Origin of the sequence: Phytobacter massiliensis JC163, assembly GCF_000321045.1 — a bacterium.
GTDB classification, from domain to species: Bacteria; Pseudomonadota; Gammaproteobacteria; order Enterobacterales; family Enterobacteriaceae; genus Phytobacter_A; species Phytobacter_A massiliensis.
On record NZ_HE578947.1, the window covers coordinates 711,960 to 733,973 of the forward strand.

The following is a 22,014-nucleotide window of genomic DNA, read 5'->3' on the forward strand; positions in this document are numbered from 1 at the left end:
GCGTCGCCCGCCAACGCAAAGAACGGTGCCCTTGGGTGCCAACGGGATGGTGAGGAGTTAATTGTGAAAAAGTGGTTATTAGCTGCAGGTTTAGGTATGGCTTTGGCAACGTCTGCTCAGGCGGCCGACAAAATTGCGGTCGTTGATATGAACAGCCTGTTCCAGCAGGTTGCGCAGACTTCCGGCGTTTCTCAGAAAATGAAAAGCGAATTCGGTAGCCGCGCCAGCGAACTGCAGCGTCTGGAATCCGATCTGCAGACCAAAATGCAGCGCTATCAGCGTGACGGTTCCACAATGAAAGCGGCTGAACGCTCAAAACTGGAAAAAGACATCCAGTCCCAGCGTCAGCAGCTTGCACAGAAAGGTCAGTCTTTCGAGCAGGATCAGGCGCGTCGTTCTAACGAAGAGCGCGCTAAGCTGATGACCCGTATCCAGGCTGCGGTGAAGAAAGTTGCCTCTTCTCAGGGTGTGGATCTGGTTATCCCCTCTAACGCTGCTATCTACAACAGCAGTGACGTGAAAGACATCACCGCTGATGTACTGAAACAGGTTAAATAAGTAATGCCTTCAATTCGACTGTCTGATTTAGCTCAACAGTTGGATGCAGAATTACACGGTGATGGCGATATCGTCATCACCGGCGTTGCGTCCATGCAATCTGCTAAAGCAGGTCAAATTACTTTCATGGTAAACCCAAAATACCGTGAACACCTGGCCGTCTGCCAGGCTTCTGCTGTCGTGATGACGCAGGACGATCTTCCTTTCGCCCATAGCGCGGCGCTGGTAGTCAAAAACCCCTACCTCACCTACGCGCGCATGGCGCAAATTTTAGATACCACGCCGCAACCGGCGCAAAACATCGCCCCCAGCGCGGTGGTTGATCCCGGTGCGACGTTGGGCAACAACGTGTCGATTGGCGCGAACGCCGTGATTGAATCCGGCGTAACGCTTGGCGATAACGTCATTATCGGTCCCGGCTGTTTCGTGGGCAAAGAGACCAAAATTGGCGCAGGCTCGCGTTTATGGGCCAATGTTACCGTTTACCATGAGATCGAGATCGGTGAGAATTGTCTCGTCCAGTCTGGCACGGTGATCGGCGCTGACGGTTTCGGCTACGCCAACGATCGTGGCAACTGGGTTAAGATCCCGCAGCTGGGTCGCGTGATTATTGGCGATCGCGTTGAGATCGGCGCCTGTACGACTATCGATCGTGGCGCGCTTGACGACACCCGCATTGGTAACGGCGTCATAATTGATAACCAGTGCCAGATTGCACATAACGTCGTGATTGGCGACAATACCGCGGTTGCTGGCGGCGTGATTATGGCAGGGAGCCTTAAAATAGGCCGTTACTGCATGATCGGCGGTGCCAGCGTTATCAATGGTCATATGGAAATTTGCGACAAGGTCACCGTCACGGGAATGGGGATGGTCATGCGTCCTATCACCGAGCCTGGCGTGTACTCCTCGGGCATTCCGCTGCAGCCGAATAAGGTGTGGCGTAAAACCGCGGCCCTTGTGATGAACATTGACGACATGAGCAAGCGCCTCAAAGCCATTGAGCGCAAGGTCAATAAAGAAGACTAAAAGCTCGCCCGCTACGTTTAAAGTTCCCGGCCTGTCGGCATTCATAAGATTGCCGCGGGCCGTGTTATTATTGCCATTTAGTATATTTAGACAGGAAGAGTATTTTGACTACTGACACTCATACTCTGCACATTGAAGAGATCCTGGAGCTTCTGCCGCACCGTTACCCGTTTTTGCTGGTTGACCGCGTGCTGGATTTTGAAGAAGGTCGTTTTCTACGCGCAGTTAAAAATGTTTCGGTAAACGAACCGTTTTTCCAGGGCCACTTCCCTGGTAAACCGATTTTACCAGGCGTGCTGATTCTGGAAGCGATGGCGCAGGCGACCGGCATTCTGGCGTTTAAAAGCGTCGGTAAGCTGGAGCCAGGAGAGCTCTATTACTTCGCAGGTATTGATGAAGCGCGCTTTAAGCGCCCGGTTGTGCCAGGCGATCAAATGATCATGGAAGTCACCTTCGAGAAAACGCGCCGCGGCCTGACCCGCTTTAAAGGGGTTGCGCTGGTCGATGGCAAAGTTGTTTGTGAAGCTACTATGATGTGTGCACGTAGCCGGGAGGCCTGATACGTGATTGATAAAACCGCCTTTATTCATCCTTCAGCCATTGTTGAAGAGGGTGCCGTCATCGGCGCCAACGTTCACATTGGCCCGTTTTGTATTGTGGGACCTCACGTAGAAATTGGTGAGGGCACCGTACTGAAGTCTCACGTTGTCGTGAATGGCCACACGAAAATTGGTCGCGATAACGAGATCTATCAGTTCGCCTCTATTGGCGAAGTAAACCAGGATCTGAAATATGCTGGCGAGCCGACCCAAGTGGAAATTGGCGATCGCAACCGCATCCGCGAAAGCGTCACCATTCACCGTGGCACAGTACAAGGCGGTGGGTTGACGAAGGTGGGCAGCGATAACCTGCTGATGATCAACGCCCACGTGGCGCATGATTGTACGGTAGGGGACCGCTGCATCCTGGCGAATAACGCCACGCTCGCGGGTCATGTTTCGCTGGATGACTATGTCATCATCGGCGGCATGACCGCCGTGCACCAGTTCTGTATTATTGGCGCGCACGTTATGGTCGGGGGCTGTTCTGGCGTTGCGCAGGACGTTCCGCCATACGTTATTGCTCAGGGCAACCATGCCACGCCGTTTGGCGTTAATATCGAAGGGCTGAAACGTCGTGGCTTTAGCCGCGAAGCTATCACCGCTATCCGTAACGCCTATAAGCTTCTTTATCGCAGCGGTAAAACGCTGGATGAAGCGAAGCCGGAAATTGCTGAGCTGGCGGCGCAGTACCCGGAAGTGCAAGCCTTTACCGACTTCTTTGAGCGCTCGACGCGTGGTCTGATTCGGTAATGGCCGAAAGACGTCCGTTAACGATAGCCCTGGTCGCCGGAGAAACCTCCGGCGATATTCTTGGCGCAGGCTTAATTCGTGCCCTCAAGGCCCGCATGCCGGATGCCCGGTTTGTAGGCGTCGCCGGCCCGCGTATGCAGGCGGAAGGCTGTGAAGCCTGGTACGAAATGGAAGAGCTGGCCGTCATGGGCATTGTTGAAGTGCTTGGTCGCCTGCGTCGTCTGCTGCATATCCGCGCTGATTTGACCCGCCGGTTTACGGCGCTTAAGCCTGACGTTTTTGTCGGCATTGACGCCCCCGATTTCAATATTACCCTCGAGGGGAACCTGAAAAAGCAGGGCATCAAAACCATTCATTATGTCAGCCCCTCCGTCTGGGCCTGGCGTCAGAAACGGGTTTTCAAAATAGGCAGAGCCACCAACCTTGTGCTGGCCTTTGTGCCTTTCGAAAAAGCGTTTTACGATAAATTCAACGTACCGTGCCGTTTTATCGGCCACACCATGGCGGATGCCATGCCGCTGGATCCTGATAAGCAGGCGGCCCGTGAAGCGCTGGGTCTGCCGCACGACGCCCACTGTCTGGCATTATTGCCGGGTAGCCGGGGCGCGGAAGTCGAGATGCTCAGCGCGGACTTTCTGAGAACCGCTCAGCTACTGCGGCAACACTACCCGGATTTGGAAATTGTAGTGCCGCTGGTGAACGCTAAACGTCGCGAGCAGTTTGAACAGATCAAGGCTGAGGTGGCGCCCGATTTAGCGGTACATCTGCTGGATGGCATGGGGCGGGAAGCGATGGTCGCCAGCGATGCCGCACTGCTGGCGTCCGGCACGGCGGCGCTGGAGTGTATGCTGGCAAAATGCCCGATGGTCGTCGGCTATCGCATGAAGCCCTTTACCTTCTGGCTGGCTGAGCGTCTGGTCAAAACGGATTACGTTTCGCTGCCTAATCTGCTGGCGGGAAGGGAGCTGGTCAAAGAGCTTTTGCAGGACGATTGCACGCCGCCAAAGCTTGCCGACGCGCTGATGCCGCTGTTGGCGAAGGGGCAAACCAGCCATGCGATGCATGAAACGTTCCGCGAACTGCATCAGCAGATCCGCTGTAACGCCGACGAACAGGCCGCAGATGCCGTACTGGAGCTGGCGCAATGATGGAATTTATTTATCCTCACACCCATCTGGTGGCGGGTGTGGATGAAGTGGGGCGCGGGCCGCTGGTCGGTGCCGTGGTCACTGCCGCAGTGATCCTCGATCCGGCCCGCCCGATCGTCGGGCTTAATGATTCAAAAAAATTATCAGAGAAACGCCGCCTGGCGCTCTATGATGAGATTAAAGAGAAAGCGCTGGCCTGGAGCCTTGGGCGGGCGGAGCCGCATGAGATCGACGAGCTGAACATTTTGCACGCCACCATGCTGGCGATGCAGCGTGCCGTCGCCGGCCTCGGCATAACGCCTGAGTTTGTACTGATTGACGGTAACCGATGCCCGACGCTTCCCATGCCTTCGCTGGCCGTTGTAAAGGGCGATAGCCGGGTTGCGGAGATAAGCGCCGCCTCAATACTCGCTAAAGTCACGCGCGATGCGGAAATGGCCACTCTCGATCTCTCTTTTCCCCAGTATGGCTTTGCCCAGCATAAGGGGTATCCTACCGCTTTCCATCTGGAAAGACTGGCTGAACACGGCGCGACAGAGCATCACCGGCGCAGTTTCGGGCCGGTGAAACGCGCACTGGGACTGGTGTCCTGAATCAAGACGCAAGTAATTAAGTAACGCGGAATCTGAAGATGGCTGAACCACGTTTCGTACACCTGCGGGTGCATAGCGACTACTCCATGATTGATGGGCTGGCGAAAACCGGGCCGCTGGTGAAAAAGGCGGCCGCCCTCGGCATGCCTGCGCTGGCGATTACCGATTTCACCAACCTGTGCGGTCTGGTGAAGTTTTATGGAACGGCGCACGGGGCAGGGATAAAGCCAATCGTCGGCGCTGATTTTCATGTGCAGAGCGAACTGCTCGGCGATGAGATGACGCAGCTTACCGTACTCGCCGCTAACAATGTCGGCTACCAGAACCTGACGCTGCTTATCTCCCGCGCCTATCAGCGTGGTTACGGCGCGCTGGGCCCGTGGATCGACCGCGAGTGGCTGGCAGAGCTAAAAGAGGGGTTAATTCTCCTCTCCGGCGGCCGGATGGGCGATGTCGGCCGAAGTTTGCTACGCGGCAACAGCGCGCTGGTGGATCAGTGCGTCGCTTTTTATGAAGAACACTTCCCGGATCGCTTCTATCTGGAGCTGATTCGTACCGGCCGTGCCGATGAAGAGAGCTATCTGCACGCGGCGGTAGAGCTTGCGCAATCACGCGGGCTGCCGGTTGTCGCCACCAACGATGTGCGCTTTATCGACGGGGGGGATTTTGACGCCCACGAGATTCGCGTCGCCATTCATGACGGCTTCACCCTTGATGACCCCAAACGCCCCCGCAACTATTCGCCGCAGCAGTTTATGCGCAGCGAAGAGGAGATGTGCGAACTCTTTGCTGACATCCCGGAAGCGCTGGAAAACAGCGTCGAAATAGCGAAACGCTGCAATGTGACGGTGCGTCTGGGGGAATACTTCCTGCCGCAGTTCCCAACCGGCGATATGACCACCGAAGATTATCTGGTCAAAAAGTCGAAAGAGGGGCTGGAAGAGCGTCTCGAATTTTTATTCCCCGACCCGGAAGTGCGGGCTCAACGCCGTCCTGAATATGACGAACGCCTGGACATTGAGCTGCAGGTTATCAACCAGATGGGGTTCCCCGGCTACTTCCTGATCGTTATGGAGTTTATCCAGTGGTCGAAGGATAACGGCGTGCCGGTAGGGCCGGGACGTGGTTCTGGCGCCGGGTCGCTTGTTGCTTACGCGCTGAAAATTACCGACCTCGATCCGCTGGAGTTCGACCTGCTGTTCGAACGCTTCCTTAACCCGGAACGTGTTTCGATGCCCGACTTCGACGTTGACTTCTGCATGGAGAAACGTGACCAGGTTATCGAGCACGTGGCGGATATGTACGGCCGCGACGCGGTATCGCAGATTATCACCTTCGGTACGATGGCGGCGAAAGCGGTTATCCGCGACGTGGGCCGCGTGCTGGGCCACCCTTACGGCTTTGTTGACCGTATTTCGAAACTGGTGCCGCCCGATCCGGGGATGACCCTGGCCAAAGCGTTTGAGGCCGAGCCGCAGCTGCCGGAAATTTACGAGGCGGACGAAGAGGTTAAAGCGCTGATCGATATGGCGCGTAAGCTCGAAGGGGTCACCCGTAACGCCGGTAAGCACGCCGGTGGGGTAGTTATCGCCCCGACGAAAATCACCGATTTTGCGCCGCTCTACTGCGATGAGCAGGGCCAGCATCCGGTTACCCAGTTTGATAAGAACGACGTAGAGTACGCAGGCCTGGTGAAGTTTGACTTCCTGGGACTGCGCACCCTTACCATCATCAACTGGGCGCTGGAGATGATCAACAAGCGGCGCGAGAAGAACGGCGAGCCGCCGCTGGATATCGCCGCCATCCCGCTGGATGACAAGAAAAGCTTCGACATGCTGCAGCGCTCGGAAACCACCGCGGTGTTCCAGCTTGAATCCCGCGGCATGAAGGATCTGATTAAGCGCCTGCAGCCTGACTGTTTCGAAGATATGATAGCCCTGGTGGCCCTGTTCCGTCCGGGCCCGCTGCAATCAGGGATGGTAGATAACTTTATCGACCGTAAACACGGGCGAGAAGAGATCTCTTACCCGGACGTTCAGTGGCAGCATGAAAGCCTCAAGCCGGTGCTGGAGCCAACCTACGGCATCATCCTCTATCAGGAACAGGTGATGCAGATTGCCCAGGTGCTCTCCGGCTATACGCTGGGCGGGGCGGATATGCTGCGCCGTGCGATGGGTAAGAAAAAGCCGGAAGAGATGGCCAAGCAGCGTTCTATCTTTGAGGATGGCGCGAAGAAAAACGGCGTTGACGGCGAACTGGCGATGAAAATCTTTGACCTGGTGGAAAAATTCGCAGGCTATGGATTTAACAAATCGCACTCTGCCGCCTATGCTTTAGTCTCATATCAGACGCTGTGGCTGAAGGCGCACTATCCCGCTGAATTTATGGCGGCGGTGATGACTGCCGATATGGACAACACCGAGAAAGTGGTGGGGCTGGTAGATGAGTGCTGGCGGATGGGGCTTAAAATCCTGCCGCCGGATATCAACTCCGGGCTGTACCACTTCCATGTCAATGACGACGGCGAAATTGTCTATGGTATCGGGGCGATCAAAGGCGTGGGCGAAGGCCCGATCGAAGCGATTATTGAAGCGCGTAACCAGGACGGTTACTTCCGCGAACTGTTCGATCTTTGCGCCCGTACTGATACGAAAAAGCTCAATCGTCGGGTTCTGGAAAAACTGATCATGTCCGGCGCTTTTGACCGGCTCGGGCCGCATCGTGCCGCGCTGATGAACGCGCTGGGCGATGCGCTAAAAGCGGCCGATCAGCACGCGAAAGCGGAGGCTATCGGCCAGGCGGATATGTTCGGCGTGCTGGCGGAAGAGCCGGAGCAGGTCGAACAGTCCTACGCCAGCTGTCAGCCCTGGCCAGAACAGGTGGTGCTGGACGGCGAACGCGAGACGCTGGGGCTGTACCTGACCGGGCACCCCATCAACCAGTATCTGAAAGAGATTGAGCGTTATGTTGGCGGTTACCGCCTGAAAGACATGCACCCTACCGAACGTGGCAAAGTGACCACGGCGGCGGGGCTCGTCATTGCCGCGCGGGTTATGGTCACCAAGCGCGGGAATCGCATCGGCATCTGCACGCTGGATGACCGTTCCGGGCGTCTGGAGGTGATGCTGTTCACCGACGCGCTGGATAAATACCAGCAGCTGCTGGAAAAAGACCGAATACTGATCGTCAGCGGACAGGTCAGCTTTGATGACTTCAGCGGGGGGCTTAAAATGACCGCCCGCGAAGTGATGGACATTGACGAAGCCCGTGAAAAATATGCGCGCGGGCTTGCTATCTCGCTGACGGACAGGCAAATTGATGACCAGCTTTTGAACCGACTCCGTCAGTCTCTGGAACCCCATCGTTCGGGAACCATTCCAGTACATCTCTACTATCAGAGGGCGGATGCGCGTGCGCGGTTGCGTTTTGGCGCAACGTGGCGCGTCTCTCCGAGCGATCGTTTACTTAACGATCTCCGTGGCCTCATTGGTTCGGAGCAGGTGGAACTGGAGTTTGACTAATACAGGAATACTATGAGTCTGAATTTCCTTGATTTCGAACAGCCGATTGCCGAGCTGGAAGCGAAAATCGATTCTCTGACGGCCGTGAGCCGCCAGGATGAAAAACTGGATATTAATATCGATGAAGAAGTGCATCGTCTGCGTGAGAAAAGCGTAGAGCTGACGCGTAAAATCTTTGCCGATCTTGGTGCATGGCAGGTAGCACAGCTGGCCCGTCATCCGCTGCGTCCATATACCCTGGATTATGTCCGCCTCGCATTTGATGAATTTGACGAGCTGGCTGGCGACCGCGCCTACGCTGACGATAAAGCCATTGTTGGCGGTATCGCCCGTCTGGATGGGCGTCCGGTGATGATAATTGGTCATCAGAAAGGCCGCGAGACGAAAGAAAAAATTCGTCGTAACTTCGGGATGCCTGCGCCGGAAGGCTATCGCAAAGCCCTGCGTCTGATGGAGATGGCCGAGCGCTTCAAAATGCCGATCGTTACCTTTATCGACACGCCGGGTGCTTATCCGGGCGTTGGCGCCGAAGAGCGTGGCCAGTCTGAGGCGATTGCCCGTAACCTGCGTGAAATGTCCCGCCTGAATGTGCCGGTCATCTGCACTGTTATCGGTGAAGGCGGCTCCGGCGGCGCGCTGGCGATTGGCGTGGGCGACAAGGTGAACATGCTGCAGTACAGCACCTACTCCGTTATCTCCCCGGAAGGTTGCGCCTCTATTCTGTGGAAGAGCGCCGATAAAGCGCCGCTGGCCGCAGAAGCGATGGGCATTATCGCCCCGCGTCTGAAAGAGCTTAAGCTTATCGACTCCATTATTCCGGAGCCGTTAGGCGGCGCGCATCGTAATCCGGAAGCGATGGCGGAATCGCTCAAGGCGCAGCTTATCGCGGACCTGGCGGATCTGGATGTGCTGAGCACAGAAGATCTGCGTAACCGTCGCTACCAGCGTCTGATGAGCTACGGCTACGCCTGAATTGCTCAATAGTCTTAAAAGCCGCACTCTGTTGCGGCTTTTTTTATGCCTGTCGTCTACCTTAACTATGCTTTTCAGGATACAGCGAATGTTTTTTTAAGGAGGTAAGCCCTGAACATTATCGCCATCATGGGGCCGCACGGCGTCTTTTATAAAGACGAACCCATCAAGGAACTTGAACAGGCGTTACAGGCGCGCGGGTTTCAACTGATCTGGCCGCAAAACAGCGCCGACCTGCTGAAATTTATCGAACATAACCCGCGGATCTGCGGCGTCATTTTCGACTGGGATGAATACGATCTCGATCTCTGCTGCGAAATTAATCAGCTCAATGAATATCTGCCGCTGTACGCGTTTATCAATACCCACTCGACAATGGATATCACTGCCCAGGATATGCGCATGGCGCTGTGGTTTTTCGAGTACGCGCTGGGCCAGGCAGAAGATATCGCTACCCGTATTCAGCAGTACACCGGGGAGTATCTCGAAAATATCACCCCACCGTTTACCCGCGCACTCTTTACCTATGTGAAAGAGGGAAAATACACCTTCTGCACGCCAGGCCATATGGCGGGGACGGCCTATCAGAAAAGCCCGGTCGGCTGCCTGTTCTATGATTTTTTCGGCGGTAATACTTTAAAAGCGGATGTCTCCATTTCAGTGACGGAACTGGGATCGCTGCTCGACCATACGGGGCCGCATCTGGAAGCGGAAGAGTACATCGCCCGCACCTTTGGCGCCGAGCAGAGCTATATGGTGACCAATGGCACCTCGACGTCGAACAAAATTGTGGGCATGTATGCCGCCCCGGTGGGCAGTACGCTGCTTATCGACCGCAACTGCCATAAATCGCTGGCGCATCTGCTGATGATGAGCGACGTGACCCCGCTGTGGCTCAAACCGGGCCGTAATGCCCTCGGCATTCTGGGCGGTATTCCCCGCCGGGAATTCACCCATGCCAGCATCGAACAGAAGGTGGCGGCGACGCCCGGCGCGAGCTGGCCGGTGCATGCGGTGATTACCAACTCCACCTATGACGGCCTGCTGTACAACACCAACTGGATCAAAAAACATCTGGATGTGCCCTCTATCCATTTCGACTCCGCCTGGGTGCCCTATACCAATTTTCATCCCATCTATGCGGGTAAAAGCGGAATGAGCGGGGAGCGGGTGCCGGGTAAGGTGATTTTTGAAACGCAATCGACCCACAAGATGCTGGCGGCCTTTTCGCAGGCTTCGCTGATCCACGTAAAAGGCGACTACGATGAAGATACCTTCAACGAAGCCTTTATGATGCACACCTCAACGTCCCCCAGCTACCCGCTGGTGGCGTCTATAGAGACGGCGGCGGCGATGCTGCGCGGCAACCCAGGCAAGCGCCTGATTAACCGCTCGGTTGAACGCGCGCTGCATTTTCGTAAAGAGGTGCAACGCTTAAAAGATGAAGCCGAGGACTGGTTCTTCGACATCTGGCAGCCGGAGGATATTGAAGAGGCGGACTGCTGGCCGGTCTCGCCGGGCGAAAGCTGGCACGGCTTTCGTAACGCCGACGACGATCATATGTTCCTCGATCCGGTGAAAGTGACGATCCTGACGCCAGGTATGGATGAAGCGGGGAACATGGGGGAAGAGGGGATACCGGCGGCGCTGGTGGCGAAATTCCTTGATGAGCGCGGCATCGTGGTGGAGAAGACTGGCCCCTACAACCTGCTGTTTTTGTTTAGTATCGGTATCGACAAAACGCGCGCCATGGGGCTACTGCGTGGGCTGATGGAGTTTAAGCGCGCCTACGATCTCAATCTGCGCGTCAGAAACATGCTGCCCGACCTCTACGCCGAAGACCCTGACTTCTATCGCAACATGCGTATTCAGGATCTGGCCCAGGGCATTCATAAACTGATCCGCCAGCACGATCTGCCGCAGCTGATGCTGCGGGCCTTTGACGTGTTGCCGGAAATGAAATTAACGCCGCACCAGGCATGGCAGCAGCAGATTCGCGGCGAGGTGGAGACCATCGAACTGGAAGGCCTGTCGGGCCGCGTCTCCGCCAATATGATCCTGCCTTACCCGCCCGGTGTACCGTTGCTGATGCCGGGCGAGATGATCACCGACGAGAGCCGGGCCGTGCTGGATTTTCTACTGATGCTGTGTGCTATCGGGCGGCACTACCCCGGCTTTGAAACCGACATTCACGGTACCAGACGCGATGAAGATGGCGTCTACTGGGTACGAGTACTGAAAAATGCGTAGCCTCTCGCGGGGCATGACGGGCACGCTACGTGCCGAAATAGACCAGGAGAGACTATGCTGAATTTACAACGGGTACACCACATCGCCATCATCGCCACAGACTATGCCCGCAGCAAGGCGTTCTATTGCGATATTTTAGGTTTTACGCTGCAGAGCGAGGTTTATCGTGAAGAGCGCGACTCATGGAAGGGCGATCTGGCGCTGCACGGGCAGTATGTTATCGAACTGTTTTCGTTCCCTTTCCCGCCGCCGCGCGTGAGCGGCCCGGAGGCGTGCGGCCTGCGCCATCTGGCTTTCACCGTAGACGATCTTGATCAGGCGGTGGCGCACCTTGCGGCGCATAACGTGACCTGCGAGGAGATCCGCATCGATCCCTTTACCGGCAAGCGCTTTACCTTTTTTAAAGACCCGGACCACCTGCCGCTGGAGCTCTACCAGCAGTAAATCTTGCCAGCTGGCGCAATGCCCGGTAACGTGCCGGGCATGTTTTCGTTTCGGTTAGCGCCATGACTTTCTCTTTACTCTCCCGGCTACCCTCTACGCAGCGCCAGTTTCTGGTGGCGCTGAGCGGCGGGCTGGATTCAACCGTGCTGCTGCACCGGCTGGTTCAGTGGCGCTCAACGCATCCGGAGATTGCGCTTCGCGCGATTCATATCCACCACGGTTTAAGCCCGTCGGCAGACTGCTGGGTTGCGCACTGCCAGAAGGTCTGCGCCGCGTGGCAGGTACCGCTGGTGGTAACCCGGGTGCATCTGGTGGATGAGGGTAACGGCGTTGAAGCACAGGCGCGAAAGGCGCGCTACGACGCCTTCCGCCAGGCGCTCCTGCCGGGGGAGAAACTGCTTACCGCCCACCATCTGGATGACCAGAGCGAGACGTTTATGCTGGCGTTGAAGCGGGGCAGCGGTCCGGCTGGGCTGGCGGCGATGCCCGAGGCGATGCCTTTTGCCGGGACGCAACTGCTAAGGCCGATGCTGTATGAGTCGCGGGCTTCGCTGGCCGACTATGCGCGGGAAAATGGCCTGATTTGGGTTGATGACGAGAGCAACCAGAGCGATCTCTACGATCGTAACTTTTTGCGCCTGCGGGTGCTGCCGCTGTTAAACGCGCGCTGGCCCCATTTTGCCGATGCGGTGGCGCGCAGCGCCGCCCTGTGCGGCGAGCAGGAGGCACTGCTGGATGAGTTGCTGGCGCAGGCACTCTTAGCGGCGACGGATGATGAGGGGGCGTTGTCCGTTGCTGCGCTTCACGACATGAGCCAGGCGCGCAGAGCGGCTATTTTACGGCGCTGGCTGGCGGGACAGCATGCGCCGATGCCTTCCCGTGACGCGCTTGCCCGCATATGGGAAGAGGTGGCCCTCGCCAGAGAAGATGCCGATCCTCTTCTGCAGCTGGGCAGCCATGCGGTGCGCCGTTACCGGGGGCGGTTATGGTGGGTCAAAATCATTCCCGGCCAGCGCAACGTGACGCTCGACTGGTTAGATCCCACTCTGCCCTTGACCCTGCCCGCAGGGCTTGGCGAACTTTCGCTGGAAAGTGGCGACATGCTGCGTGCGCCAGGGCCAGATGAAACGGTTTCAGTGCGCTTTCAGGCGACGGGCTCATTACATCTGGTTGGGCGAAGCGGCGGCAGAAAGCTCAAAAAGATTTGGCAGGAGATGGGGGTTGCCCCGTGGCTCAGGGAGACAACGCCGCTGCTCTTTTACGGCGAGACGCTGATTGCTGCGGCGGGAAGGTTTGTTACGGTAGAGGGGCAATATCAACAGGGGTTAGCGGGTAAGCAGCTGGTGTGGCGAAAGGTGTAACGGGCAGTCTGCACTGCCCGCTTGAGTGTCAGGATTCGCTCACCACAACGGTGCCAATCTCCGGGTGGCTAAAGCTGGCAATTTTATCGAGACGCAGTTCGCGCGTTGCGCCTGCGACATCCACAACCAGATACTCCACATTTTTACGCGAAACTAAATCGCTGGCTTTCGCCTGCAACTCCTCGCCGTCTTTTAGCGCCAGCTGCAATAAAAGATGATGCTGACAGGCGAGTTCCAGGTTGTCGTAGTCATCGCAATTGATGGGTTGATAGGTATCATTCATTGACATAATCGCTCACCAGTAAGTTTGCGGCCGCATACGCCGCCTTTTCCCTGACCGACTCTGAAAGGGTATCGTCCGATGCCATTTCATTCAAAACTTTCAATACGCAACCCAGCGCATCCGGGATATACCCTAAATCTCCGCTGGCGATTTCCGCATAGCGTTGACGTATCAACTCACAATAATTTCCCATTTCTCCTCCCCCACGCGCCCTGGCTTTACTGTGAGATAACATTAAGCCTACGAAGATTAACTCTGTTTAGCAAGGTGACTATACCATAGCCCCGCCGCGATAAATTGTCTGCGTGGCAGCAGTTACAGCGCGTTATAGCTTTATTCGCTACAATAGCCGCTGTTTAGCACAGGAGGCGGTATGGCGCTAAAAGCCACCATTTATAAAGCTACGGTCAACGTAGCGGATTTAGACCGAAACCAGTTTCTTGAGACGGCGCTGACGCTTGCGCGCCATCCTTCCGAAACACAGGAACGTATGATGCTGCGCCTGCTGGCGTGGATTCAGTTCGCCGACGAGCGGCTGCAGTTTACGCGCGGGCTCTGTGCCGATGACGAGCCGGAACTGTGGCTGCGTAACGACCACCTGGGTATCGACCTGTGGATCGAATTGGGGCTGCCCGATGAGAAACGCATTAAAAAAGCCTGCTCGCAGGCAAAAGAGGTCGCGCTGTTTACCTATAATTCACGGGCGGCGCAAATCTGGTGGCAGCAGAACCAGCCCCGTCTCGCCGGTTTTAAAAATCTGAGCATCTGGTATTTGGACGATGAGCAGCTGGCGAAACTGAGTGATTTTGCTCAGCGCACCATGTCGCTGCAGGCAACGCTGCAGGAAGGAACTATCTGGCTGAGCGATACTCAAAACAGTCTGGAAATTCAGCCCACACGCTGGCAGCAGCGCGCATGATTGTTATATCGCGCCAGGCAAGCATCCCGGATGAGGAACTGGAGATAACCGCAGTACGGGCGCAGGGGGCTGGGGGCCAGCATGTGAATAAGGCCTCAACGGCAATCCACCTGCGCTTCGATATTCGCGCCTCCAGCCTGCCGGATTTCTACAAAGAGCGTCTGCTTGGCGCAAGTCATCACTTGATAACCGCGGACGGCGTAGTGATTATCAAGGCGCAGGAGTACCGTAGCCAGGAGATGAACCGCGAGGCGGCGGTTGCCCGTCTGGTTGCGCTGATTAAAGCGTTGACGGTGGTACAAAAAAGCCGCCGTCCAACCCGGCCCACGCGGGCCTCGAAAGAGCGGCGGTTGAATAACAAGGCGCAGAAATCCTCCGTAAAAGCGCTACGCGGTAAGGTTCGTCGCCCCGATCAGGACAAATAAGAACGACCCAAAAGGAAGAGAGAGTGAAAAAAGCGATTTTATCTTTAGCGGCGGTGATAACGCTCTTTGCGCTGATGGGGTGCAATAATCGTGACGGGGAGGTCGTGACGCCGGTTCAGGCGCAGACGCTTAAGCCTATGCAGCAGAGCTGGCGCGGCGTACTTCCCTGCGCCGATTGCGAAGGCATCGACACCTCCTTATTCCTTGAAAAAGACGGCACCTGGGTAATGAACCAGCGCTATGCTGGCGCAAACGGCCACAGGACGTTCGCCTCATACGGAAAATGGGCCCGGACGGCAGATAAGCTGGTGCTGACCGATGCCAGCGGCGAAAAGCGCTATTTTCATCCTAAAGGCGAAGCGCTGGAAATGCTCGACAGGGAGGGTAACCCAATTGACTCGCGGCTGAATTATACCTTGCAGCCGGTTAAAGCGGAGCTACCGGCGACGCCAATGGCGATGCGCGGCATGTATATCTACATGGCGAACACCGGACTCTTCACCGATTGCGCCACCGGTCAACGTATCGTAATGAAACCGGATACGCTGCTGGAAAAGAAGTTTAATCAAATGCGCAGAGAGAGCGGGCAGGCGGTGTTGCTGGAGTTAAACGGCCATTTTATGGTGCAGGTGCGTTCGAATAGCGGCAGCGCAGAGCGAATTCTGGTGGTGGATAACGACGCCAGATTTACCGCAGGAAAGGATTGTAATGATTAACAAAAAGGCCTCGCAGTGCGAGGCCTTTTGCTGATTAGCCTTTAATGGCGTTGACCAGGAAATCGAGGATTTCGCCGGTCTTAATCATCTGTTTCTCACCGTTACGGCGGTATTTGTACTCAATGTCGTCGTTATCCAGGTTACGGTCGCCGATAACGATGGTATGAGGAATACCGATAAGCTCCATGTCGGCGAACATAACGCCCGGGCGCTCTTTACGGTCATCCATCAGAACATCAATGCCCTTCGCGCGCAGTTCATTGTAGAGCTTCTCTGCCAGCTCCTGTACGCGGTAGGATTTGTGCATGTTCATCGGCAGGATCGCCACCTGGAACGGAGCGATAGCGTCCGGCCATACGATGCCGCGATCGTCATAGTTCTGCTCAATGGCGGCTGCCACCACACGCGTTACACCGATACCGTAGCAGCCCATGGTCAGGATCTGGTTACGCCCATCTTCGCCCTGTACGGCGGCGTTCAGCGCCTGAGAGTACTTCGTGCCCAGCTGGAAGATGTGGCCCACTTCAATACCGCGCTTAATCATCAACGTACCCTGGCCATCCGGGCTTGGATCGCCGGCGACCACGTTACGAATGTCGGCAACTTCTGGCGTCGCGACATCGCGATCCCAGTTAATACCGAAGTAGTGCTTGCCGTCGATATTCGCGCCTGCGGCGAAATCGCTCATTACCGCGACGCTGCGGTCAATCACTACCGGGATTGACATATTTACCGGGCCGAGCGAGCCAGGGCCTGCGTTAACGACCGCGCGGATTTCAGCTTCTGTCGCAAACGTCAGCGGGCTGGCAACCTGCGGCAGCTTCTCTGCTTTAACTTCGTTCAGCTCATGATCGCCGCGTACCAACAGAGCAACCAGCGGGTAGCTGCTGCCTTCAACCGCTTTCACCAGCAGGGTCTTAACGGTTTTTTCAATCGGCAGGTTGAACTGTTCTACCAGTTCAGCGATGGTTTTCGCGTTCGGCGTGTCGACCAGCGTCATCTCCTGGGTTGCGGCAGCGCGCGGCGCTGTTGGTGCAACGGCTTCGGCCAGTTCGATGTTAGCGGCGTAGTCAGAGGTATCGGAGAAGATGATATCGTCTTCGCCGCTCTGGGCCAGTACCTGGAACTCATGGGATGCGCTACCGCCGATAGAACCGGTGTCCGCCTGTACCGCACGGAATTCCAGCCCGATACGGGTGAAGATTTTGCTGTAGGCGGCATACATCGCATCGTACGTTTCCTGCAGCGACTCCTGAGAAGTATGGAAAGAGTAGGCGTCTTTCATCAGGAATTCGCGGGAGCGCATGACGCCGAAGCGCGGACGCACTTCGTCACGAAACTTGGTCTGGATCTGGAAGAAGTTCAGCGGCAGCTGCTTATAGGAGCTGAGCTCATTGCGCACCAGATCGGTGATCACCTCTTCGTGGGTTGGGCCAAGAACGAACGGGCGATCGCCACGGTCAGCAATACGCAACAGCTCCGGGCCATACTGCTCCCAACGACCACTCTCCTGCCACAGTTCAGAGGGCTGAACTACCGGCATTAACACCTCGATGGCACCGGCGTTGGTCATCTCTTCACGCACGATGTTTTCGACTTTTTTCAGAACGCGCACGCCGGTCGGCAGCCAGGTATATAACCCGGAGGCCAGCTTGCGGATCATCCCGGCGCGCAGCATCAGCTGGTGGCTGATAACCTCGGCGTCGGCAGGTGTCTCCTTGAGTGTGGAGAGCAGATATTGGCTAGTACGCATGTTGTTACGGTTCCATTTAAACGATTGGAACAGGCTGAAACACCAGCCTGACACAAAAAAAGTGGTTTAGTTTACCAGTGTGGCAAAGATGCCAAAAGAGAAGAGAATAAAATTACTGCGGCTCGAGCGCAAACACCTCAAAACCGGTATCGGTCACCCGCCAGCGAACATTGAAATCAGCAAGCAGCACGGCATAACTTTTCCCCGCTTCTTCCTCTTTGCGATAGGCAGGGCGCGGGTCCTGAGCCAGGACATCAATAATGAACGCGCTCAGGCCCGGATAGCGTTTTTCCAGCGCCGGGAGTTGTGCGGTAAGCTCCTCGGAAAAACAGACCGGGATATCCGCCTGCGGAGCCTGCTGCGCGTAGCCTGCGCGTGCCTCGGGCAAGGCTTCGGCAAAGGGCAGGTAAGGTTTGATATCCACAACCGGCGTTCCGTCTACTAAATCCAGGCTGCCCAGCTCCAGGATCACCTGCTCTTTATGGCTGCGGATCCCTTTTAATTCAACCAGCGACATCCCCACCGGATTGGGGCGGAATGTCGAGCGTGTTGCGAACACGCCCATACGCGCATTGCCGCCGAGACGGGGAGGGCGCACCGTAGGACGCCAGCCGCCCGCCATCGTCTGGTGAAAGACAAACAGGACCCAGAGATGGCTGAAGGCGTCAAGGCCGCGAACGGCCTCGGGCTGATTATAAGGAGCCAGCAGATGCAGTTCGCCGCTGCCGTTTTTTACCAGCCCGGGCTGGCGCGGCACGGCGAATTTTTCTTTATAAGGCGAGCGGATTACGCCAATTTGCGCAAACGAAAATGCCGTCATTTCGCCGTAACATTCAGAGCGGAACCTACGCATACAGCCTGACGATAGCAACCCGGCGTGCCGCTGGTCACTTCACAGCTGTGCAGCAGAACCGCGTTGGCTTTCATTTTGGAGGCGTTAATCTGCATGCGTTTGCGCGCCGTTGGGATATTCGGCGGCGAATCCTGATTACTGGCCTGACAAGAGTCACCTGTTACTTCCCCTAAATCACGGAACGGCTTGCCAACTAAGTCTTCTGGGTTGGTAATGATGCGAACCGGCGTGGCGCGAGGGGGCTTAGGCTTGACCTGTTCCGTTTTTGGCGGCGGGGTTGCTGTGCTTTTTGCTGGCTCGACAGGGGATCTGCTTAGTATCGAACAGCCGCTTAGCGTGAGTGCTAATAAACAGATCGGTAAAGCACGCATAATATTTCCTCAATAAATGATCAAAACACCGCTTATTGAATCAGGAGCTTGCACAAATGACAAGACGGGCCGGAGCCCGTCTTGTTGGATTGTGCTAATTGATAAACCTTACCAGCCTTTTACTGCGCCGCCATTGAAAACTTTGTTAGCTGCTTCATAAACTTCGTCAGACTGGTATGCCTGAACGAATTTCTTCACGTTTTCAGCGTCTTTGTTGTCTTCACGGCTTACGATCAGGTTAACGTAAGGGGAATCTTTATCCTCAACGAAAATGCCATCTTTAGCCGGGGTCAGATTGATCTGGCTGGCATAAGTGGTGTTGATAACCGCGAGAGCAATCTGCGCATCGTCCAGAGAGCGCGGCAGCTGAGGAGCTTCAAGTTCAACAATTTTCAGGTTTTTTGGGTTTTCGGTGATATCAAGCGCGGTCGGCAGCAGACCAACGCCATCCTTCAGTTTGATCAGACCCTGTTTTTGCAGCAGGAGTAGAGAGCGGCCCAGGTTAGTGGGATCGTTTGGCACGGCAACCTGCGCCCCTTCCTGTAATTCATCAATAGATTTAATCTTTTTAGAGTAGCCCGCGATAGGGTAAACAAACGAATTACCTACTGATACCAGCTTGTAGCCACGATCTTTGATCTGCTGATCGAGGTACGGTTTATGCTGGAAGGCGTTCGCGTCGATATCGCCCTTGCTCAGCGCTTCGTTCGGCAGGACGTAGTCGTTGAAAGTTACCAGCTCGACATCCAGACCATATTTGTCTTTTGCGACTTTCTTTGCAACTTCCGCAACCTGCTGTTCAGCGCCCACAATCACGCCGACTTTAATATGGTTGGGATCTTTTTCGTCCTGGCCGCAGCCTGCCAGAGCCAGAGAGCCGATGAGGGCGCCGACCGCAGCAAATGTTTTGAATTTAAACGCCATGTGTTTTTCCTTACTTTCCAGAGTCGTTATGTTGTGTGCAACGTTATTTATGAGTAACAGCCCGAACGATACGATCGCCTGCGAACTGAATTAAGTACACCAGAATGACCAGCAGGGCCAGAACGGTGTTCATCACCACTGCGTTATAGCCAATATAGCCATACTGATATCCGATTTGACCAAGACCACCCGCACCAACCGCGCCGCCCATGGCGGAATAACCCACCAGAGTAATCAGGGTGATGGTCGCTGCGTTTACCAGGCCCGGCAGCGCTTCCGGCAGCAGAATTTTGCGGATAATCTGCATTGGCGTCGCACCCATCGCGCGTGATGCTTCAATCAGGCCGCCTGGGATCTCCAGCAGGGCGTTTTCCACCATACGCGCGATAAAGGGCGCCGCGCCGACGGTGAGGGGCACGATAGCCGCCTGCAAGCCGATCGACGTACCGACTATGACGCGCGTGAAGGGAATCATCCAAACCAGCAGGATAATAAAGGGGATCGAACGGAAGATATTCACCAGCGCGGAAAGAGTGCGGTAAAGCCTGGCGTTTTCCATGATTTGCCCGGGGCGGGTGATATAAAGCAGTACGCCCACGGGAAGGCCCAGCACAAAGCCGAAAAAGCCCGACACAAATGTCATCGCCAGCGTCTCCCAGACGCCGCGCGCCAGTAACCACATCATTGGCTCAGACATAACCCAGCACCTCTACTTTCACATGGTGTTCCTTAAGCCAGGCAATTGCGGCTTGCGTATCCTGTTGTGCGCCGTGCATTTCCGTCAGCATAATGCCGAACTTCACGCCGCCAGCGTAATCCATCTGCGCGCTGATAATATTGTTATTAACGTTAAAACGACGCGCGGTTTCCGAAAGTAACGGCGCGTCGACGGACTGGCCGGTAAATTCCATACGCAGCATAGGCACGCTGTCCGCCGCGGGTTCGTCTTTCAGACGCTGCTGGTAATCCTCCGGAATATCCAGATGCAGCGTCGACTGGATGAACTGCTGCGCCAGCGGCGTTTTCGGATGTGAGAAGACCTCGCTCACGGTGTCCTGCTCAATCAACTCGCCATTGTTGATAACCGCCACGCAGTCGCAGATGCGTTTCACTACATCCATCTCGTGGGTAATAAGCAGAATGGTCAGCCCAAGGCGGCGGTTAATATCTTTTAAAAGCTCCAGAATGGAACGGGTAGTTGCCGGATCCAGCGCGCTGGTGGCCTCGTCACACAGCAGCACCTTGGGGTTACTCGCCAGCGCACGGGCGATGGCCACACGCTGCTTCTGCCCGCCGGACAGGTTAGCGGGGTAGCTGTCGTGCTTGTCGCCAAGACCGACCAGATCGAGCAACTCTGTAACGCGGCGCTGTATCTCCTGGCGCGGCGTATTATCCAGTTCGAGCGGCAGCGCGACGTTGCCGAATACCGTACGGGAAGAGAGCAGATTAAAATGCTGAAAGATCATGCCGATTTGGCGGCGTGCTTTGGTGAGCTGCGATTCAGAAAGCGAGGTCAGCTCCTGGCCATCAACCTGTACGCTCCCCTGGGATGGCCGCTCAAGCAGATTCACGCAGCGGATGAGCGTGCTCTTACCTGCGCCGGAGGCGCCAATAACGCCATAAATCTGCCCGGCAGGCACATGCAGACTGACGTTTTTCAGCGCCTGTATCGTGCGGGTGCCCTGCTGGAACACTTTAGTAATATTGGAAAGTTTAATCATCAGATTATTTTTATCGTATAAGAGTGAGCCGTGGCATTTTGTTCTGCCTGTTACGGGTTATGACCGTAAACAAAGCGGATGTTAAGGCATCCAGACGTCTAAATCAATCGAACGCTGTGCGATGAGCACTTTCCTGTATTACGAAACATGAGATACTACGCGCACAGGCCTTTATCAGGAGCAACCCGGTGGCAAAGTCAGTACCTGCAGTTTTTCTCGATCGTGATGGCACTATTAATGTCGATCACGGTTATGTGCACGAAATCGATAGCTTCGAATTTATCGAAGGGGTCATTGATGCGATGCGTGAACTCAAACAGATGGGGTTCGCGCTAGTTGTCGTCACCAATCAGTCCGGCATCGCGCGCGGCAAGTTTACCGAAGCGCAGTTTGAAACGTTAACGGAATGGATGGACTGGTCGCTGGCGGACCGCGATGTCGATCTCGATGGCATTTATTACTGTCCTCATCATCCGCAGGGCAGCGTTGAGGCCTTTCGCCAGGTCTGCGATTGCCGTAAGCCGCATCCCGGCATGCTGATCTCCGCGCGTGACTATCTACATATAGATATGGCCGCTTCTTATATGGTGGGCGACAAATTAGAAGATATGCAGGCGGCGGGAGCGGCGGGCGTTGGCACTAAGGTGCTGGTGCGTACCGGCAAGCCGATTACAGCAGAGGCGGAAAAAGCCGCTGATTGGGTGATTAACAGCCTTGCGGAGCTGCCGGACGCCATCAAAAAGCAGCAAAAACAGGCGTAATGATGAAAAGATGAGCGGTTGAAATAAAAATGCATTTTTCCGCTTGTCATTCCTCGCGGG

At 55.7% G+C, this 22,014-nt stretch carries 23 protein-coding genes; 15 read left to right on the forward strand and 8 right to left on the reverse strand.

Features of this window, described 5'->3' with window-relative positions; all coding sequences use genetic code 11:
* Positions 1 to 63: 63 nt before the first annotated feature.
* The 11 genes from skp (at position 64) to tilS (ending at position 13,228) form a co-directional block, all read left to right on the forward strand.
* Positions 64 to 558, forward strand: coding sequence for a molecular chaperone Skp (gene skp / locus ENTHG_RS17285; protein ID WP_044182414.1), 495 nt, complete (start codon positions 64 to 66; stop codon positions 556 to 558).
* 3 nt (positions 559 to 561) lie between these two features.
* Positions 562 to 1,587, forward strand: coding sequence for a UDP-3-O-(3-hydroxymyristoyl)glucosamine N-acyltransferase (gene lpxD / locus ENTHG_RS17290; protein WP_044182416.1), 1,026 nt, complete (start codon positions 562 to 564; stop codon positions 1,585 to 1,587).
* A gap of 104 nt (positions 1,588 to 1,691) precedes the next feature.
* On the forward strand, positions 1,692 to 2,147 hold the full coding sequence (gene fabZ / locus ENTHG_RS17295; RefSeq protein ID WP_004145858.1) for a 3-hydroxyacyl-ACP dehydratase FabZ: 456 nt from the start codon (positions 1,692 to 1,694) through the stop codon (positions 2,145 to 2,147).
* A gap of 3 nt (positions 2,148 to 2,150) precedes the next feature.
* Positions 2,151 to 2,939: an acyl-ACP--UDP-N-acetylglucosamine O-acyltransferase gene (lpxA, locus tag ENTHG_RS17300; RefSeq protein WP_044182420.1), complete on the forward strand. Its 789-nt coding sequence runs from the start codon at positions 2,151 to 2,153 to the stop codon at positions 2,937 to 2,939.
* Entirely contained in the window at positions 2,939 to 4,087 is a 1,149-nt protein-coding gene (gene lpxB / locus ENTHG_RS17305) for a lipid-A-disaccharide synthase (protein ID WP_044182422.1), read from the forward strand. Before lpxA ends, lpxB begins: the two co-directional genes overlap by 1 nt.
* Positions 4,084 to 4,680: a ribonuclease HII gene (gene rnhB, locus ENTHG_RS17310; RefSeq protein WP_044182424.1), complete on the forward strand. Its 597-nt coding sequence runs from the start codon at positions 4,084 to 4,086 to the stop codon at positions 4,678 to 4,680. The genes lpxB and rnhB overlap by 4 nt, the downstream gene beginning before the upstream one ends.
* A 38-nt stretch (positions 4,681 to 4,718) precedes the next feature.
* Positions 4,719 to 8,201 carry a DNA polymerase III subunit alpha gene (gene dnaE / locus ENTHG_RS17315; RefSeq protein WP_044182426.1) on the forward strand — a complete coding sequence of 1,161 codons (3,483 nt, stop codon included), beginning with the start codon at positions 4,719 to 4,721 and terminating at the stop codon, positions 8,199 to 8,201.
* 12 nt (positions 8,202 to 8,213) lie between these two features.
* Positions 8,214 to 9,173 carry an acetyl-CoA carboxylase carboxyl transferase subunit alpha gene (accA, locus tag ENTHG_RS17320; protein WP_044182427.1) on the forward strand — a complete coding sequence of 320 codons (960 nt, stop codon included), beginning with the start codon at positions 8,214 to 8,216 and terminating at the stop codon, positions 9,171 to 9,173.
* A gap of 111 nt (positions 9,174 to 9,284) precedes the next feature.
* Positions 9,285 to 11,423, forward strand: a complete 2,139-nt coding sequence (locus ENTHG_RS17325) for a lysine decarboxylase LdcC (protein ID WP_044182430.1) — start codon at positions 9,285 to 9,287, stop codon at positions 11,421 to 11,423.
* 54 nt (positions 11,424 to 11,477) lie between these two features.
* Positions 11,478 to 11,867, forward strand: coding sequence for a VOC family protein (locus ENTHG_RS17330; RefSeq protein WP_044182433.1), 390 nt, complete (start codon positions 11,478 to 11,480; stop codon positions 11,865 to 11,867).
* Between the two features lie 62 nt (positions 11,868 to 11,929).
* Positions 11,930 to 13,228, forward strand: a complete 1,299-nt coding sequence (gene tilS / locus ENTHG_RS17335; RefSeq protein WP_044182435.1) for a tRNA lysidine(34) synthetase TilS — start codon at positions 11,930 to 11,932, stop codon at positions 13,226 to 13,228.
* 28 nt (positions 13,229 to 13,256) lie between these two features.
* Here tilS and rof read toward each other — a convergent pair whose 3' ends face one another.
* Together rof and ENTHG_RS17345 are read right to left on the reverse strand one after the other, a co-directional pair.
* Positions 13,257 to 13,517 carry a Rho-binding antiterminator gene (gene rof, locus ENTHG_RS17340; RefSeq protein WP_044182438.1) on the reverse strand — a complete coding sequence of 87 codons (261 nt, stop codon included), beginning with the start codon at positions 13,515 to 13,517 and terminating at the stop codon, positions 13,257 to 13,259.
* Positions 13,504 to 13,704, reverse strand: coding sequence for a YaeP family protein (locus ENTHG_RS17345; RefSeq protein WP_044182441.1), 201 nt, complete (start codon positions 13,702 to 13,704; stop codon positions 13,504 to 13,506). The genes rof and ENTHG_RS17345 overlap by 14 nt, the downstream gene beginning before the upstream one ends.
* Before the next feature lie 180 nt (positions 13,705 to 13,884).
* Between ENTHG_RS17345 and ENTHG_RS17350 the strand changes: the two genes are divergently transcribed.
* The 3 genes from ENTHG_RS17350 to nlpE are packed head-to-tail and all read left to right on the forward strand — an operon-like array spanning position 13,885 to position 15,571.
* Positions 13,885 to 14,430, forward strand: a complete 546-nt coding sequence (locus tag ENTHG_RS17350) for a YaeQ family protein (RefSeq protein WP_044182444.1) — start codon at positions 13,885 to 13,887, stop codon at positions 14,428 to 14,430.
* The gene (gene arfB, locus ENTHG_RS17355) at positions 14,427 to 14,855 is read left to right on the forward strand and encodes an alternative ribosome rescue aminoacyl-tRNA hydrolase ArfB (protein WP_044182447.1); all 429 of its coding nucleotides are present in this window, start codon (positions 14,427 to 14,429) and stop codon (positions 14,853 to 14,855) included. The genes ENTHG_RS17350 and arfB overlap by 4 nt, the downstream gene beginning before the upstream one ends.
* A 23-nt stretch (positions 14,856 to 14,878) precedes the next feature.
* Positions 14,879 to 15,571, forward strand: coding sequence for an envelope stress response activation lipoprotein NlpE (gene nlpE / locus ENTHG_RS17360; protein ID WP_044182450.1), 693 nt, complete (start codon positions 14,879 to 14,881; stop codon positions 15,569 to 15,571).
* A 34-nt stretch (positions 15,572 to 15,605) separates the two neighbouring features.
* On the opposite strand, the gene proS is transcribed toward nlpE, so the two are convergent.
* The 6 genes from proS to metN all read right to left on the reverse strand — a co-directional run bounded on the left by proS (position 15,606) and on the right by metN (position 21,193).
* Complete coding sequence (gene proS / locus ENTHG_RS17365; protein ID WP_044182454.1) at positions 15,606 to 17,324, reverse strand: proline--tRNA ligase; 1,719 nt, start codon at positions 17,322 to 17,324, stop codon at positions 15,606 to 15,608.
* 112 nt (positions 17,325 to 17,436) lie between these two features.
* Entirely contained in the window at positions 17,437 to 18,144 is a 708-nt protein-coding gene (tsaA, locus tag ENTHG_RS17370; RefSeq protein WP_044182459.1) for a tRNA (N6-threonylcarbamoyladenosine(37)-N6)-methyltransferase TrmO, read from the reverse strand.
* The gene (rcsF, locus tag ENTHG_RS17375) at positions 18,141 to 18,548 is read right to left on the reverse strand and encodes an Rcs stress response system protein RcsF (RefSeq protein WP_044182461.1); all 408 of its coding nucleotides are present in this window, start codon (positions 18,546 to 18,548) and stop codon (positions 18,141 to 18,143) included. Before rcsF ends, tsaA begins: the two co-directional genes overlap by 4 nt.
* Positions 18,549 to 18,656: 108 nt before the next feature.
* The gene (gene metQ / locus ENTHG_RS17380) at positions 18,657 to 19,472 is read right to left on the reverse strand and encodes a methionine ABC transporter substrate-binding lipoprotein MetQ (protein WP_044182464.1); all 816 of its coding nucleotides are present in this window, start codon (positions 19,470 to 19,472) and stop codon (positions 18,657 to 18,659) included.
* A 43-nt stretch (positions 19,473 to 19,515) separates the two neighbouring features.
* The gene (locus ENTHG_RS17385; protein ID WP_044182467.1) at positions 19,516 to 20,169 is read right to left on the reverse strand and encodes a methionine ABC transporter permease MetI; all 654 of its coding nucleotides are present in this window, start codon (positions 20,167 to 20,169) and stop codon (positions 19,516 to 19,518) included.
* Positions 20,162 to 21,193 (reverse strand): methionine ABC transporter ATP-binding protein MetN, encoded by a 1,032-nt coding sequence (metN, locus tag ENTHG_RS17390; protein WP_044182470.1) that lies wholly within the window; start codon positions 21,191 to 21,193, stop codon positions 20,162 to 20,164. The genes ENTHG_RS17385 and metN overlap by 8 nt, the downstream gene beginning before the upstream one ends.
* A 188-nt stretch (positions 21,194 to 21,381) precedes the next feature.
* On the opposite strand from metN, the gene gmhB reads away from it, so the two are divergent.
* A complete protein-coding gene (gene gmhB / locus ENTHG_RS17395) occupies positions 21,382 to 21,954 on the forward strand; it encodes a D-glycero-beta-D-manno-heptose 1,7-bisphosphate 7-phosphatase (RefSeq protein ID WP_044182473.1) in 573 nt (190 codons plus the stop codon).
* The last annotated feature ends 60 nt before the right edge of the window (positions 21,955 to 22,014 follow it).

Coding starts and splice junctions, on each gene's coding strand:
- lpxD (WP_044182416.1), top strand. CDS start 562: ATGCCTTCAATTCGACTGTCTGATTTAGCTCAACAGTTGGATGCAGAA.
- lpxB (WP_044182422.1), top strand. CDS start 2,939: ATGGCCGAAAGACGTCCGTTAACGATAGCCCTGGTCGCCGGAGAAACC.
- rnhB (WP_044182424.1), top strand. CDS start 4,084: ATGATGGAATTTATTTATCCTCACACCCATCTGGTGGCGGGTGTGGAT.
- dnaE (WP_044182426.1), top strand. CDS start 4,719: ATGGCTGAACCACGTTTCGTACACCTGCGGGTGCATAGCGACTACTCC.
- accA (WP_044182427.1), top strand. CDS start 8,214: ATGAGTCTGAATTTCCTTGATTTCGAACAGCCGATTGCCGAGCTGGAA.
- ENTHG_RS17330 (WP_044182433.1), top strand. CDS start 11,478: ATGCTGAATTTACAACGGGTACACCACATCGCCATCATCGCCACAGAC.
- tilS (WP_044182435.1), top strand. CDS start 11,930: ATGACTTTCTCTTTACTCTCCCGGCTACCCTCTACGCAGCGCCAGTTT.
- rof (WP_044182438.1), bottom strand. CDS start 13,517: ATGTCAATGAATGATACCTATCAACCCATCAATTGCGATGACTACGAC.
- ENTHG_RS17345 (WP_044182441.1), bottom strand. CDS start 13,704: ATGGGAAATTATTGTGAGTTGATACGTCAACGCTATGCGGAAATCGCC.
- ENTHG_RS17350 (WP_044182444.1), top strand. CDS start 13,885: ATGGCGCTAAAAGCCACCATTTATAAAGCTACGGTCAACGTAGCGGAT.
- arfB (WP_044182447.1), top strand. CDS start 14,427: ATGATTGTTATATCGCGCCAGGCAAGCATCCCGGATGAGGAACTGGAG.
- proS (WP_044182454.1), bottom strand. CDS start 17,324: ATGCGTACTAGCCAATATCTGCTCTCCACACTCAAGGAGACACCTGCC.
- tsaA (WP_044182459.1), bottom strand. CDS start 18,144: ATGACGGCATTTTCGTTTGCGCAAATTGGCGTAATCCGCTCGCCTTAT.
- rcsF (WP_044182461.1), bottom strand. CDS start 18,548: ATGCGTGCTTTACCGATCTGTTTATTAGCACTCACGCTAAGCGGCTGT.
- metQ (WP_044182464.1), bottom strand. CDS start 19,472: ATGGCGTTTAAATTCAAAACATTTGCTGCGGTCGGCGCCCTCATCGGC.
- ENTHG_RS17385 (WP_044182467.1), bottom strand. CDS start 20,169: ATGTCTGAGCCAATGATGTGGTTACTGGCGCGCGGCGTCTGGGAGACG.
- metN (WP_044182470.1), bottom strand. CDS start 21,193: ATGATTAAACTTTCCAATATTACTAAAGTGTTCCAGCAGGGCACCCGC.